16 protein-coding genes are annotated in these 13,179 nt (G+C 70.6%); 8 read left to right on the forward strand and 8 right to left on the reverse strand.

Annotation, left to right across the window (positions count from 1 at the left end):
* The coding region (locus ACFWY9_RS00330; RefSeq protein ID WP_378337789.1) for an Lrp/AsnC family transcriptional regulator at positions 1-1,074 on the reverse strand (1,074 nt) is incomplete at its 3' end.
* A 125-nt stretch (positions 1,075-1,199) separates the two neighbouring features.
* On the opposite strand from ACFWY9_RS00330, the gene ACFWY9_RS00335 reads away from it, so the two are divergent.
* From ACFWY9_RS00335 to ACFWY9_RS00350, 4 genes are read left to right on the forward strand one after another with little or no spacing between them, the layout of a single operon-like run.
* Positions 1,200-2,396, forward strand: a complete 1,197-nt coding sequence (locus tag ACFWY9_RS00335; RefSeq protein ID WP_378327618.1) for a M20 family metallopeptidase — start codon at positions 1,200-1,202, stop codon at positions 2,394-2,396.
* A gap of 5 nt (positions 2,397-2,401) precedes the next feature.
* Positions 2,402-2,605: a hypothetical protein gene (locus tag ACFWY9_RS00340; RefSeq protein WP_378327699.1), complete on the forward strand. Its 204-nt coding sequence runs from the start codon at positions 2,402-2,404 to the stop codon at positions 2,603-2,605.
* On the forward strand, positions 2,602-4,029 hold the full coding sequence (locus ACFWY9_RS00345; protein WP_378327617.1) for a sodium:solute symporter: 1,428 nt from the start codon (positions 2,602-2,604) through the stop codon (positions 4,027-4,029). Before ACFWY9_RS00340 ends, ACFWY9_RS00345 begins: the two co-directional genes overlap by 4 nt.
* Before the next feature lie 31 nt (positions 4,030-4,060).
* Positions 4,061-4,618: a sugar O-acetyltransferase gene (locus ACFWY9_RS00350; protein ID WP_378327616.1), complete on the forward strand. Its 558-nt coding sequence runs from the start codon at positions 4,061-4,063 to the stop codon at positions 4,616-4,618.
* A 255-nt stretch (positions 4,619-4,873) separates the two neighbouring features.
* On the opposite strand, the gene ACFWY9_RS00355 is transcribed toward ACFWY9_RS00350, so the two are convergent.
* The 5 genes from ACFWY9_RS00355 to ACFWY9_RS00375 form a co-directional block, all read right to left on the reverse strand.
* A complete protein-coding gene (locus ACFWY9_RS00355) occupies positions 4,874-5,668 on the reverse strand; it encodes an alpha/beta fold hydrolase (RefSeq protein ID WP_378327615.1) in 795 nt (264 codons plus the stop codon).
* 30 nt (positions 5,669-5,698) lie between these two features.
* Positions 5,699-6,745: an NAD(P)H-dependent flavin oxidoreductase gene (locus tag ACFWY9_RS00360; RefSeq protein WP_378337790.1), complete on the reverse strand. Its 1,047-nt coding sequence runs from the start codon at positions 6,743-6,745 to the stop codon at positions 5,699-5,701.
* 70 nt (positions 6,746-6,815) lie between these two features.
* The gene (locus ACFWY9_RS00365; protein WP_378327613.1) at positions 6,816-7,553 is read right to left on the reverse strand and encodes a CoA-transferase subunit beta; all 738 of its coding nucleotides are present in this window, start codon (positions 7,551-7,553) and stop codon (positions 6,816-6,818) included.
* Positions 7,550-8,413, reverse strand: a complete 864-nt coding sequence (locus ACFWY9_RS00370) for a CoA transferase subunit A (protein WP_378337791.1) — start codon at positions 8,411-8,413, stop codon at positions 7,550-7,552. The genes ACFWY9_RS00365 and ACFWY9_RS00370 overlap by 4 nt, the downstream gene beginning before the upstream one ends.
* Complete coding sequence (locus ACFWY9_RS00375) at positions 8,410-9,162, reverse strand: enoyl-CoA hydratase family protein (RefSeq protein WP_378327611.1); 753 nt, start codon at positions 9,160-9,162, stop codon at positions 8,410-8,412. The genes ACFWY9_RS00370 and ACFWY9_RS00375 overlap by 4 nt, the downstream gene beginning before the upstream one ends.
* A 101-nt stretch (positions 9,163-9,263) precedes the next feature.
* Between ACFWY9_RS00375 and ACFWY9_RS00380 the strand changes: the two genes are divergently transcribed.
* From ACFWY9_RS00380 to ACFWY9_RS00390, 3 genes are all read left to right on the forward strand, one after another.
* Positions 9,264-10,058 (forward strand): SDR family oxidoreductase, encoded by a 795-nt coding sequence (locus ACFWY9_RS00380; protein WP_378337792.1) that lies wholly within the window; start codon positions 9,264-9,266, stop codon positions 10,056-10,058.
* 76 nt (positions 10,059-10,134) lie between these two features.
* Positions 10,135-11,040: an SDR family oxidoreductase gene (locus ACFWY9_RS00385; RefSeq protein WP_378327609.1), complete on the forward strand. Its 906-nt coding sequence runs from the start codon at positions 10,135-10,137 to the stop codon at positions 11,038-11,040.
* Between the two features lie 46 nt (positions 11,041-11,086).
* Complete coding sequence (locus ACFWY9_RS00390) at positions 11,087-11,476, forward strand: RidA family protein (protein ID WP_378337793.1); 390 nt, start codon at positions 11,087-11,089, stop codon at positions 11,474-11,476.
* Positions 11,477-11,479: 3 nt separating this feature from the next.
* Here ACFWY9_RS00390 and ACFWY9_RS00395 read toward each other — a convergent pair whose 3' ends face one another.
* Positions 11,480-12,034 (reverse strand): hypothetical protein, encoded by a 555-nt coding sequence (locus ACFWY9_RS00395; RefSeq protein ID WP_378337794.1) that lies wholly within the window; start codon positions 12,032-12,034, stop codon positions 11,480-11,482.
* Between the two features lie 69 nt (positions 12,035-12,103).
* Positions 12,104-12,550, reverse strand: a complete 447-nt coding sequence (locus ACFWY9_RS00400; RefSeq protein WP_378337795.1) for a hypothetical protein — start codon at positions 12,548-12,550, stop codon at positions 12,104-12,106.
* Between the two features lie 103 nt (positions 12,551-12,653).
* Between ACFWY9_RS00400 and ACFWY9_RS00405 the strand changes: the two genes are divergently transcribed.
* Positions 12,654-13,145: a pyridoxamine 5'-phosphate oxidase family protein gene (locus ACFWY9_RS00405; RefSeq protein WP_378337796.1), complete on the forward strand. Its 492-nt coding sequence runs from the start codon at positions 12,654-12,656 to the stop codon at positions 13,143-13,145.
* Positions 13,146-13,179 lie beyond the last annotated feature (34 nt).

Consider the following 13,179-nt stretch of genomic DNA (forward strand, 5'->3'; position numbering starts at 1 on the left):
GGGTACACAACCCACACCCACCCCCCCCCGCCCCGCGCGCCCCCCCCGAGGCCCCCCCCGGGGGGGCCCCGCGGCCCCCCCGGCCCAGAAATCCAGCGGGACCCGGCCCGCCGAGCGGCCCGTGTCGTCCATCAGCCTGCCCATCAGCTTGACGCAGCGCAGCGTCACCGCGCGATCGACGATCTCCAGCCACGGCAGCTTCGCCGCGAGCCCGCTCTCCAGCTCGACCGTGTCGTGCTGGGAACGCAGCCACACCACCGCGCAGAGGTTGGCGGCTCCGCTGATCGCGGCGCACATCCGGATCTCCGGCAGCCGCCCGAGCGTGCGGGCGGTCGCTTCCAGCTTGTCGGGCGGGACCCGCAGCCACAGGGTCGCGGTGACCGGTGCGGGCGAGAGCGGCCGGGCGATCTCGCAGCGGAGGTGGATCGCGCCGCGGCCGAGCAGCGCGTCCAGCCGTCGCCGGACCGTGCTCGCGCCGACTCCGAGCGCCTGCGCGAGTGCCGCGGCCGACGCCCTGGCGTCTTCGCCGAGTGCCAGCAGCAGTGCCCGGTCGAGATCGGTGAACCGCAGGGCGCCGTTGGCCGTGGCCGCCGCCGGGGCCAGTGCCCTGCGCTGGTCGGGCGAGATCGCGCGCACCCGCCAGCGGCTGCCTTCGGCGAACAGCCGCGGTGAGACCACCGTGCGGGTGGCGACCACTCCGGTCAGCCGCGACAGGCGATGGATGACGTAGTCCGACACCTCCCGCAGCGTCGGCGCGACCACGTGCGCGAGCAGATCGCAGTGCCCGGCGACGTACTCGACGGTCGGCACATGCGGGTCGGCGGCCAGCTCGCGGGCGACGCGCAGCGGTTCGCCGGGCCCGCAGTCGATCTCCACCAGCGCGAGGGTGAGCCGGGCCCGGAGTTCACCGCCGGGATAGGCCGTCAGCCAGGCTTCCCCGCGCTCGACCAGCCCGTCCCAGTGCCGGGCGGCGGTGGCCGCGCCGATCCCGAGCGTGCGCCCGAGCGCCGACCACGGCACGCGCGGACTGGCCTGCAGCGCGTCGACGAGCTTGAGGTCGCTTTCGCTCAACATGGCTGATTCCCTGGATTTTCCCGGCGTTCTGGCTGATTCGGCCGATCTGCCCGGCTTTCGTGTTCGACATTGCATCATTCTCGGATCAGGATAGGCCGACGATCTTCGTCCCCGAGGAGTTCTGGATGAGCCTGCGTTCCGATGCCGGACAGCTGCGTGACGAACTGGTCGCGCTGCGGCGTTCCCTGCACCGCGTCCCCGAGATCGGCTTGCACCTGCCGCGGACCCAGGAGCTGGTGCTCGCCGCGCTCGACGGACTGGGGTGCGAGATCACCCTCGGCCGCGCACTGAGTTCGGTGACCGCCGTGCTGCGGGGCGGCAAACCGGGCGGCACCGTGTTGTTGCGCGGGGACATGGACGCGCTGCCGGTGACCGAGCGCACCGGGGAGGAGTTCACCTCGCGCGTCGACGGCGCCATGCACGCGTGCGGGCACGACCTGCACACCGCGGGTCTGGCAGGGGCGGCGCGGCTGCTCGCCGCCCGGCGCGAGGACCTGCCCGGCGACGTCGTGTTCATGTTCCAGCCGGGGGAGGAGGGGCACGACGGCGCGGGCAAGATGATCGAGGAGGGGGTCCTGACCGCCTCCGGTCGTCCGGTCGACGCCGCCTACGGGCTGCACGTGAGTTCGGCGCACTACGCGCGCGGGATGTTCACCGGCAGGCCCGGTCCGCTGATGGCGGCGTCGGACGGCCTGTTCGTCCGGGTGGTCGGCGCGGGCGGGCACGGTTCGGCGCCGCAGCACGCGAAGGACCCGGTCCCGGCGGCGTGCGCGATGGTCACCGCGCTGCAGACCATGGTCACCCGCGGTTTCGACGTGTTCGACCCGGTCGTGGTCACCGTCGGGATGTTCCACGCCGGGACGCGGCGCAACATCATCCCCGACGACGCGACGTTCGAAGCCACCGTGCGGTCGTTCTCGCCGGAGGCCAGGGAGCTGGTCAGCAAGGAGGCGGTGCGGATCTGCGAGGGCATCGCGGCCGCGCACGGTCTCGACGTCGAGGTCGCGTACGAGGCGGAGTATCCGGTCACCGTGAACAACGCGGACGAGCACGAGTTCCTCGCCGGCACGGTGCGTGAGGTGTTCGGCGAAGAACGGTTCGAGGAACTCCGCGATCCGATGACCGGTTCGGAGGACTTCTCCCGCGTGCTGAACGCGGTCCCCGGCGCGTACGTCTTCCTCGGCGCGTCGACGGCCGAGGATCCCTTGACGGCACCGAACAACCACTCGCCGCTGGCGACGTTCGACGACAGCGTCCTGCCCGACGGCGCGGCGCTGCTCGCCGAGCTGGCCACCCGCAAGCTCGCCGCACTGGCCGGGTGAGCGCGATGCGGGGTTACCACTTCATCCCGGCGCTGCCGGTGCTCGCGCTGGTGCTGATGCCGTTCCTGCCGTTCGTCAACACCACCGGGCTGTGGCTCGGGATGCCGAGAATGCTGGTGTGGGGCGGTTTCTGGTGTCTCATGCTCACCCCGGCGCTGCTGCTGACCGAGCGGCTCATGTCGCGTGACGGTGAGGAGTCCGACCGATGATCCTCGCGTTCACCTTCGCCGGCATCGTCCTGATCGGCGTGCTGGGCTTCGTCGGCCGGCGCCGTCCTGCGGCCGATCTGTCCGAATGGGCCGTCGGCGGGCGGAAGTTCGGCGCGCTGACCATGTGGTTCCTCCAGGCAGGGGAGGTGTTCACCACCTTCACCTTTCTCGGGATGGCCGGGCTCGCGTTCAGCGGCGGGGTCGCGGCGATGTACGCGCTGCCGTACGTGCCGATCGCCTACGTCGTCCTGTTCTTCCTCGCCAAGCGCCTGTGGACGATGGGGAAGGAACGCGGTTACCTGACCCAGGGCGACTTCCTGGAGGACCGGTACGGCAGCCGGGCGCTGGGCACGCTGTCCGCGGTGATCGGGGTCGTCTGCGTGCTGCCCTATCTCCAGTTGCAGATCACCGGGCTCGGCCTGATCGTCCGGCTCGTCACCGGCGACGCCGCGTCCGGGACGTTGAGCATGATCGTAGGCTGCCTGCTGGTGGTGGCGTTCGTGCTGTGGGCTGGCTTGCGCGGGGTCGCGGCGACGTCCTACTTCAAGGACGCGATCATGCTGGTGGTGCTCGTGGTGCTGCTGATCGCGGTGCCGGTGTACTTCCACGGCGGGATTTCCGCGATGTTCCACCAGATCGAGCAGCTGCACCCGGAGAAGCTGATCGTGCACGCCGGGGCGAACGACCACGTCTGGTTCGTCACCAGCATGGTGGTCAGCGCGATCGGCGTCGGGCTGATGACGTTGCCGCACACGTGGCCCGCGCTGATGTCCGCGCGGGATCCGAAGGTGCTGCGGCGCAACTACACCTGGATGCCGGTGTACGAGATCTGCCTGATGCTGCCGATGTTCATCGGGTTCGCGGCGATCCTGGTGCTGCCCAAGAAGACCGACTCGAACGGCGTGCTGCTGACGTTGTCGAAGCAGGCGCTGCCGGGCTGGGTGACAGGCCTGGTGGTGGTCGCCGCGACGGCCACCGCGATGGTGCCGGCGGCCGGGATCCTGATCGGGATCTCCTCGCTGGTGGCCCGCAACATCGTCCGGGTGCGCCGGGAGCGGCTGCAGTTCTGGATCAACCACGGCACCGTGGTGGTGGCCAGCGCGCTGGCGCTCGTGCTCGGTATCTTCCGGCCCGATCTGCTGGCGAACCTGTTGCTGCTGACCTATTCCGGGACCGTGCAGCTCGCCCCGGCGAACGCGCTGGGCCTGCTGCGCCGGGTCCCGGTGGGCAAGGTGCCGATCCTGGCCGGCATCGTCGCCGGGGAGATCGTCGTGGTCTGGCTGACCTTTGTGGACACTCATCTCGCGGGCACGATCAACGTCGGGCTGATCGGCCTGGCGGTGAACGTGGTCGTGGTGGCGGTGGTCGCTTTGGTGACCCGCGCGTTCGCGGGGCGTCCCGCCGCGGAGCCCGCGCGGGTGTGAGCCGCGGGGTTTCGCGGCTAGGGTGGCGATCATGGGAGAGCACAAGGACCGCATGCTGCGGGGCGAGCTGTACCGGGACAACGATCCGGAGCTGGTCGCGGACCGCCGTCGCGCGCAGGGTCTCGTCGACGAGTTCAACCTGACCGGAGCGGAGGAGACCGGGCGGCGGGACGAGATCCTGCGGCAGCTGCTCGGGAAACTGGGCGAAGGCTCGTGGATCATGCCGCGGTTCCAGTGCGACTACGGGTATCTCATCGAGATGGGCTCGAACAGCTTCCTCAACTACGACGCGATCCTGCTGGACTGCGCGCCGATCCGGATCGGCAACGACGTGTCGATCGGGCCGCGGTGCCAGCTGCTCACCGCGTTGCACCCCATGGAGGATCACGAGAAACGGCGTCAGCGCTGGGAATCCGCCGCGCCGATCACGATCGGCGACAACGTCTGGTTCGGCGGTGGCGTCATCGTGTGCGCCGGGGTGACCGTCGGTGACGACACCGTCGTCGGGGCTGGCAGCGTCGTCACCCGCGACCTGCCGCCCCGGGTGTTCGCCGCCGGGAACCCCGCGCGCGTCATCCGGCAGCTCTGACGAGGTTCGCTCGACCGACCCGGATCAGGGCCTGTGAGGCGGCTCGGGACCACGTCGTCTGCTCGGGCGCGGCGGCCGGGGGTGTCGGTGCCTGCCGCTAGGATGTTCGGCAAGGGGGCCTGAGGGTGTCCTGAATCTTCCGTTCATTCCTTCAGCAGTCCGTGAATGCCACCTTCACGGACTCTGAGTCCCTCGATGTGGCATTCACGGACCATGGAAGCCCGGAGCGGCGGTGTCCTTTGTGGATGGAGGGCGTCAGGCGCCGGTGAGCAGCTCTCGCAGGGCGGCGGCGAACTGGGACGGGTTCCGTTGCGGCGCCAGGTGTGCGCCCGGCATTTCGGTGAACGGCAGGCCCAGCTCCAGCGCCAGGATCTTCGCGGGCTGGTAGTGATAGCGGCCCCGGCTGCCCTCGCCCGCCACCGGCAGGATCTCGGTGGACGCCTTGCGCAGCGCCCGCAGGTCCGGCAGGTAGTCGTAGAACTCGCTGAACTCGCGGTCGAACAGCCGCAGCCAGTCGGCTTCGTTCGGCAGCCGGAGGTGCGGCAGGTTCGGCAGGGCGGCCCCGGCGATCGCGTCGGCGAAGCGGGTCACCGCGCCCATGAGGTCGCCCGAACGCGCCAGCCGGACCTGCTCGGCGGCGTCGGCCAGCCAGCCCGCCGCGTCCGGCAGCAGCTGGACCACCGGCGGCTCGTGCGCGACGAAGGTCGACACGCGATCCGGGTACCGGGCCACCAGGTCGAGCCCGATCGAGGCGCCCGCGCTGCTCCCGAACACCGCGACCGGACCGGCACCGAGGTGGTCGAGCACGGCCAGCGCGTCGTCGGCCTGCCGGGCCACGGTGACCGGGCCGGTGGTGTGGTCGGTGCTGCCGAAGTGCCCGCGCCGGTCGTAGGTGACGACGGTGTGGTGCGGGTAGAGCTGTTTCGCGAGCGCGCGGTAGGAGTCGGCGCCGCCGAGACCCCCGGCGATCAGTACCAGGACCGGCCCGTCCCCGCCGCGCAGGACACGCAGCTCACCGTCGGAGACCGGGCACCGGCTTTCCGAGATCATGTGCGCAGTCAAGCACAACGGCATACCCGGTTATTCGGAGGATAGCCGCTTGAGGATGGCCTCCGCGTCGGCCACGATCTCCTCGACCAGTTCCCCGACCGGCGGAAGATCGGCCAACAGGCCGACGACCTGCCCGGACGCCAGCACGCCCGCGCCGGTGTCGCCCTCGACGAGCCCGGCCCGCAGCAGCATCGGCGTGTTGGCCGCCATGAAGACCTGGCCCCAGCTCCGTTCGCCGCCGCGTTTCATCCGCAGCCCCTCGCGCACGAGCGATGTCCACGACAGCCCGCTCAGCTTCCGGAACCGGACGGCGTTTCGCGCCGCTTGGGCGATTCCCGCGATCGGCCCGGAGCGTTCCAGCCCCTCCACGAGTTCGGTGCGGAGCACGCGATGCGGCATCCCGTCGACCTTGCGGGTCACGACGGTGCCGTTCAGGTCGCGGGCGAGGTAGGCCCGCTTGACCTCGTCCGGCACCGTGCTTTCCCTGGTCAGCAGGAACCGCGTGCCCATCGCGATGCCCGCGGCGCCGTAGGCCAGCGCGGCGGCAAGCCCCCGGCCGTCGAAGAACCCGCCCGCGGCCACCACCGGGATGTCGACCGCGTCCAGTACGGACGGCAGCAACAGCGTCGTCGCGACCGCTCCGGTGTGTCCGCCGCCTTCGCCGCCCTGCACGATCACCGCGTCCGCGCCCCAGCCCGCGACCTTCTCCGCGTGCCGCGCAGCGCCGACCGAGGGCACGACGACCACGCCGTTGTCCTTCAGCTTCGCGATCATGTCCCGCTTCGGCGCCAGCGCGAACGACGCGACGCGGACCTCTTCGGCGATGAGCAGGTCGACGCGGCGGGCGGCGTCGTCGGCGTCCGCGCGCAGGTTCACCCCGAACGGCCGATCCGTGCGGCTCTTGACCTCCTTGAGCGCCGCGGCCAGCTCGTCGTAACTCATCGTGGCCGACGCCAGGATCCCGAGTCCGCCCGCCTCGGCCGTGGCCGAGACCAGGCGCGGCCCGGCCACCCAGCCCATCCCGGTCTGCACGACGGGGTGCTCGATCCCGGTCAACGCCGTCAGGGCGGTCTTCACGACGGAACCCCGGTGTTACGCGGGACACCCGCACCCGGTCGGCGCGATGAGTGGCTGCGCGAGTGTAAACTCATCGCACCTCCTTGTCCCGCAACGACTTCGGGTCCAGCACCGTCCTGATCAGACGAAGCTCCTCCGGATCTGGCAGCCGGGTTTCGGTGGTCGCGCCGGTCTCCAGCGGGAACGACGTCGCTTCGAGCACCTCGTCCACCGTGACACCCGGATGGATCGACAGGAGCCGCGCCGCGTTGCCCGTGCCGCCGAAGTCGAGCACACCCAGGTTCGTCACCACGCGATGGACGTCGTGATACCGCAGCCCGGCCTCATGCGCCCGCGCGAAGCCGACGCCGGACACGATGTCGACCTCTTCGACGAACACCCGCTTGCTGTGCTTCGGCACCCAGTAACTCGTGCGGTGGTTGGCGGTGTTGCCGGGCCCGCCGCGGACGCCGAGCAGCTGTTTCCGCGGCCGATCGTGGTCGCCGATCGCGGAGATGTTCTGGTTCCCGTACCGGTCGACCTGGTTGGCGCCCATGACGACATGCCGTTTTCCGTGCGGTACCACGGTGTCCAGCACCTTCCGGAACGGCTGCCAGCCCTCGACCACCGGCGGTCCGGCGCCGGGCGTGCTCGCCAGCAACGACGCCTCGCCGTCGCTCAGCAGGAGGTCGGGTTCGAAGGTCAGCCGTGCCAGCCGCGCACCCAGCGCGGGGATGAACCCCATGGGGCTGACGAGAATTTCCCCGTCGCCGCGGAACAGCTCGGCGCACGCGGTCACGGCGATCTCGGCACGGGTCACGTCACTCACGCTGCCTCCTCGGAAAAACGGTCGACAGCCGCCTGATAAGCCTTTTCGTCCCCGGAAAGGAACCGGTCGGCGAACTTCGGCCAGGCGTCCGGATCCTTGGCGGATTCGGCGTAGTGCCGCTGGAAGCGTTCATCCCGGCCGTAATCCGGGGCGGCGGTGGTGAAATGCGCGCCACGCGGCGTCTCGACGACTCCGTGCACGCTCGCGCGGCTCAGCAACAGGCTCTGCACCGGCGCGGACGCCGTCAGCTCGGCGGTCTCCACGATACGTTCCGTGGACACGAAACACCGGTCCGCGGCGAGCGCGAACAGTTCGTCGAAGTACGGATCGGCGCCGAGGTACTGCGCGTTGCCCCGAGTGTCGGCGCGGTTGAGGTGCACGAGCGCCGCGTCCAGCCGGAGCGCGGGCACGGCCAGCAACTCCTCACCGTCGGCGTACGGCGACCGCACGGTACGGAGATCGGGGTTGAACCGGACGACGTCGGAGCCGAGTCCCGCACGCGTCGGCAGGAACGGAAGTCGTTGCGCGGCGGCGGAAAGCCCGGTGCCGAGCACACCCTCGTCGTATTCGGTGACGGCGATTTCCCCGGCCTCGCGAACCCGGTTGAACCACGGGTCGAACGGGATCGAGTCGAGCGTGACGAACCCGAACACCAGCCGCCGGAGCTTCCCGGCGGACGCGAGCAGCCCGACGTCGGGGCCGCCGTAGGAGACCACGGTGAGATCCTTCAGCGGCGAGCGCAGGATCGCGCGCACCAGCGCCATCGGCTTGCGCCGCGAACCCCAGCCGCCGATACCGATCGTCATCCCGTCGCGTAGCTCGCCGACGACCTCGTCGACGGTCATCCGCTTGTCGCTCAAGGCTTCTCCTTATCATCCAAAAAGGACTGACGGGCCCCGTCCGACACCCCGGCCAGGTTGAGCTGGAAGGTGAATCCCTGCTCGAAGCGGTAGCTGCGGTGCACCGGCTGGACGTCGATACCGTTGATCGCCTGCTTCGCGGCGCGGATCACCCGGGTGTCCTTCGCCGCGATCTGCCGTGCCAGCTCGAGCGCCGTCTCGTCGAGTTTGTCCCGCGAGACCACCGAGTACACCGAACCGTGGTGATGCAGCTGCTGTGCGGTGATCGTCGACGCGGTGTAGTACAGCGCGCGCATCAGGTGTTGCGGGACCAGCCGGGCCAGATGCGTCGCCGCGCCGAGGGCGCCGCGATCGACCTCGGGCAGCCCGAACTCCGCGTCGTCACTGGCCACCACGACGTCCGCGTTGCCGACCAGGCCGACGCCGCCGCCGAGGCAGAAACCGTGCACCGCCGCGATCACCGGAACCGCGCAGTCGTACACCGCCGAGAACGCCGCCGCGCAGCCTTCGTTGGCGCCGATCAGCGCGCCGTAGCCGGGATCGCGCTGGATCTCCTTGATGTCCACGCCCGCGTTGAATCCCCGGCCTTCCGCGCGCAGCACCACGACGTGCGTGTGCTCGTCGCGGCCGGCCTTCTCCAGTGCGGCGGCCAGCTCGAACCAGCCCCGCACGGTGAGCGCGTTGACCGGGGGAGCGTCCACGGTCACCACGGCGACCCCGGGCTCCGGGGAATGCGTCGAAACGGTCATCGGGTGCCCTCCGGGTTACCAAACCTAGCATTTGCTTGGTACGTTAGCAGGGTGCCCGGCTCGGGTACAGGTGGTTCCCCGACACGGGCGGGAGGTCTCGCGTGGCACTGGAACTTCGGCTGGACGGCGCGGTGGTCCTGGTGACCGGCGGCGTGCGCGGGGTCGGTGCGGGGATCACCCGTGCCTTCCTGCGGGCGGGCGCGGGTGTGGTCACCTGCGCCCGCACGCCGCCGTCACGGCCGGTGGAGGCGGGCGGCGCGGTGGCGGAGTTCCTGCCCTGCGACGTCCGCGATCCCGACGCCGTGGCGAAGCTCGTCGACGCCATCATCGCCGCGCACGGCTCCCTCGACGTCGTGGTCAACAACGCCGGGGGAGCGCCGTTCGCGGAAGCGGCGACGGCGTCGGTGCGCTTCCACGAGAAGGTGGTCGCGCTCAACCTGCTCGCGCCGCTGACGGTGGCGCGAGCGGCGAACGCCGTGATGCAGCAGCAGGAAACGGGCGGGGCGATCGTGAACGTGAGCAGCGTGAGCGGGACGCGGCCATCGCCGGGCACGGCCTCGTACGGCGCGGCGAAAGCGGGGCTGGACAATCTGACCGCGAGCCTGGCCGTCGAATGGGCGCCGAAGGTGCGGGTGAACGCGCTGGACGTCGGCATGGTGCGGACGGAGCTGGCGAGCCTGCACTACGGCGACGAGGCCGGGGTCACCGCCGTGGGCGGGACAGTCCCGTTAGGACGGTTGGCGGAGCCGGACGAGATCGGTGCCTGCGCGGCGTTTCTGGCTTCCCCCTTGGCTTCCTATGTCAGTGGCGCGTGCCTGACGGTGCACGGTGGCGGGGAGAAACCGGCCTTCCTGGCCGCGTCCAATTCGGGTACGAGCGGAGGTAGCAGGGCATGAGCGACGCTTGCGAGCGAATCATGGACGTCATGCGCCAAAAGGGATCGGACACTGTCTCGCGGAGCGAGGCGATCGCATGAGCGGGTTGCTCGCGGGGCGGGTCGTGATCGTCACCGGTGCGGGGCGTGGCATCGGCAGGGCGCACGCGCTGGCGTTCGCGGCCGAGGGCGCCAAGGTGGTCGTCAACGACCTCGGCGCGGCGCTGGACGGGCGGGGTGGTGAGGCGGGCCCGGCCCAGGCGGTGGTCGACGAGATCACCGCGGCGGGCGGGGAAGCCATGGCGAACACCGACGACGTCGCGGACTGGGCGGGCGCGGCCCGGCTGGTCGGGAACGCGATCGAGGAGTTCGGCGGGCTGGACGTGCTGGTCAACAACGCCGGGTTCCTGCGGGACCGGATGCTGGTCAACCTCGCCGAGGACGAATGGGACGCCGTCGTGCGGGTGCACCTGAAAGGACACTTCGCGACCCTGCGGCACGCGGCGGAATACTGGCGGGCCGAGGCGAAAGCGGGCCGGACGCGGGCCGCGCGGGTGATCAACACCAGCTCCGGGGCGGGCCTGCTGGGCAGTGTCGGCCAGGGCAACTACGCCGCCGCGAAGGCGGGCATCCTCGGCCTGACCACCGTGGCCGCGGCGGAACTCGGCCGCTACGGGGTCACCGTCAACGCGATCGCGCCCGCCGCGCGGACCAGGATGACCGAGCAGACGTTCGCCGACGACATGGCCGCGCCCGGCGCCGGTTTCGACGCGATGGCCCCGGACAACGTGTCACCGCTCGTCGTGTGGCTCGGCAGCGTGGAATCGGCGGACGTGACCGGCCGGGTGTTCGAAGTGGACGGTGGCAGGGTGAGCCTCGCGCAGGGCTGGCGGCACGGCCCGGAGCGGGACAAGGGCGCCCGGTGGGCCCCCGCCGAACTCGGCCCCGTCGTCGCCGAGCTGCTGGCCGAAGGTGTCGAACCGGAGCCCGTGTATGGCGCCTGACCTATTCGGTGGACCGAGGGACGGCCCCCGAAATACCGTGCGCGCTATGGCTGAACGACGGGCGATTCTCAGCGGCTCGACCTTCGAGGAGAAGATCGGGTACGCACGCGCGGTGGTCGACGGGGACCGGGTCCACGTCTCCGGCACGACCGGCTACGACTACACGACCATGACCATTTCGGACGACGTCGTCGAGCAGGCCGAGCAGTGCCTGCGCAACGTCGGCGCCGCGCTCGCCGAGGCGGGGTGCACGTTCGCGGACGTCGTGCGCGTGCGGTATCTGCTTCCCGATCGCGCCGACTTCGAACCGTGCTGGCCGGTCCTGCGCGCGTGCTTCGGTGACGTGCGCCCGGCCGCGACCATGCTCGAATGCGGGCTGGCCGATACGGCGATGAAGTTCGAGATCGAGGTCGACGCCCGGCTGCCCGCTAGCTGAGCCTCACCACTGCTGCGGAGGATGCTGGCCGGGGTGCGGCGGCGGGTCGTAACCCTGGCTCGGCGGGTAACCGTACGGAACGGGCGGGCCGTGCTGGATCGGCTGCCGGGAAGCGCTGAGATAGCGGCGTGTCGGCGGCAGCGCCGCCAGGATCACCACCGCGACGGCGATCAGCAGCCCCAGCAGGTCCACGATTCCGATCAACGGGGCGTAAGCCAGAAGCTCCAGGTAGTTCAGGGACTCACCACCGGTGAGCGCGGCCACCGCCACCCAGGCCAGCACATCGAGCCCCGCGCCGATCAGGAGCAGGACCGCGCCGGCCTTCACCCGGGCGAAGACGAGGATCGACCCCACCAGCAGCAGAAGCACGGTCGGTATCAGATGCAGGTAACCGATCAGGCCGGGAAGATCGTAGTACCGCACGTCACCGAGGCCCCGCACGACGAAGTAGCCGTCGAGGAGGAACGCGACGAGGGCGAGAACGGCCGCGGTGATCGCCGTGCCGCCGGACGGTCTGGCCTGCCCCGGATACGGGACGGGTTGCTGGGGGTGAGTCATGGGCTCATCATGCAGGACGATCCGTTGGTGCGGGCGGGTTTCCGGCTCATCGCGGCGGGGATCACGACCTCAGTCCCGCCACCACGTCTCGCCGCCGGTCAGGTAGGGGTCGAGGGGTGGGTGCCTGCGCCGGGTCCACCAGTCGTCGTTGCTCGTCGAGCGGGTGTCGAAGGTGCGGCGCAGGTAGAACTCGTCGAGCCGCTTCACCAGTGGCCGCAGTTCGTCGCGAGCGCGTGGTGGAAGGGCGTGCAGCGCTTCGGAAAGCATCCGTCGTTCGCCCACATAGTCACGCCAAGGGGACAAAACCTCGCCGTGCAGCGCGCGCAGCGGCTGCCGCACCCACTGTGCCCACACGGCCAGCGCCTCGGCGACGGCGCCCGGTGTGGCGCGTCGTCGTTCGAAGTCCGCGATCTGGCGTTGCGCGGCCCGGGAAATCCCCGGGATCACCTGCGGTGCGAGAGCGCGGCGTTTCAGTGGCAGATCGGCGCGCACGCGCGCCGGGGACTTACGCGGCATCGCTCCCGGAACGGATCGTCATGCCGCCATCGTGGCAGCTTTCCTGGCGTCGCGCCAACGGCTTCCGCGCGGAACTGTCGGTGGTGGATGTGACACTGCGGACATGACCAGTTGGCGAGGATTCACCGAACAGGCACCCGAACTCGCGGCGAAGATCCACCGCCGGTTCACCGCGGGGGAGACCCACGTGCTGGCCACCCTGCGGCGGGACGGGTCGCCACGGGTGAGCGGCACCGAACTCGACTTCCACGGCGCCCAGATCTACGCCGGGTCGATGCCCGGTGCGGTGAAGGCGCGGGATCTGCGGCGGGACGGGCGGTTCGCGATCCACGCCTGCCCCGGTGTGGCCGACGGCGGGGACGCCAAGCTCTCCGGAACGGCCGTGGAGCTGACCGATCCGGCGGAGATCGCCGAGGTGCAGGGGAACACCGAGCCGTGTCACCTGTTCCGGCTCGACGTCACCGACGCCGTCCTCACCTGGGTCGAGGGGAACACGATGCTCGTGGAGCACTGGCAGGAGGGAGGGGAGCACGTCCGTTTCGCACGTCCGGGCACCGGGCCCGTCGAACGCACCGTGCTTGTGAACGCCGGTTGAGCCGCGCGGCGCTCTACCCCCCGCGGGAGCCGGG

It is taken from the genome of Amycolatopsis sp. NPDC059027 (assembly GCF_042739735.1).
GTDB lineage: Bacteria > Actinomycetota > Actinomycetes > Mycobacteriales > Pseudonocardiaceae > Amycolatopsis.

Bases quoted from the DNA above. Each gene is read 5' to 3' on its own strand.
- ACFWY9_RS00335 (WP_378327618.1), top strand. From the start codon at position 1,200: ATGAGCCTGCGTTCCGATGCCGGACAGCTGCGTGACGAACTGGTCGCG.
- ACFWY9_RS00340 (WP_378327699.1), top strand. From the start codon at position 2,402: ATGCGGGGTTACCACTTCATCCCGGCGCTGCCGGTGCTCGCGCTGGTG.
- ACFWY9_RS00345 (WP_378327617.1), top strand. From the start codon at position 2,602: ATGATCCTCGCGTTCACCTTCGCCGGCATCGTCCTGATCGGCGTGCTG.
- ACFWY9_RS00350 (WP_378327616.1), top strand. From the start codon at position 4,061: ATGGGAGAGCACAAGGACCGCATGCTGCGGGGCGAGCTGTACCGGGAC.
- ACFWY9_RS00355 (WP_378327615.1), bottom strand. From the start codon at position 5,668: ATGATCTCGGAAAGCCGGTGCCCGGTCTCCGACGGTGAGCTGCGTGTC.
- ACFWY9_RS00375 (WP_378327611.1), bottom strand. From the start codon at position 9,162: ATGACCGTTTCGACGCATTCCCCGGAGCCCGGGGTCGCCGTGGTGACC.
- ACFWY9_RS00385 (WP_378327609.1), top strand. From the start codon at position 10,135: ATGAGCGGGTTGCTCGCGGGGCGGGTCGTGATCGTCACCGGTGCGGGG.
- ACFWY9_RS00390 (WP_378337793.1), top strand. From the start codon at position 11,087: ATGGCTGAACGACGGGCGATTCTCAGCGGCTCGACCTTCGAGGAGAAG.
- ACFWY9_RS00395 (WP_378337794.1), bottom strand. From the start codon at position 12,034: ATGACTCACCCCCAGCAACCCGTCCCGTATCCGGGGCAGGCCAGACCG.
- ACFWY9_RS00400 (WP_378337795.1), bottom strand. From the start codon at position 12,550: ATGCCGCGTAAGTCCCCGGCGCGCGTGCGCGCCGATCTGCCACTGAAA.
- ACFWY9_RS00405 (WP_378337796.1), top strand. From the start codon at position 12,654: ATGACCAGTTGGCGAGGATTCACCGAACAGGCACCCGAACTCGCGGCG.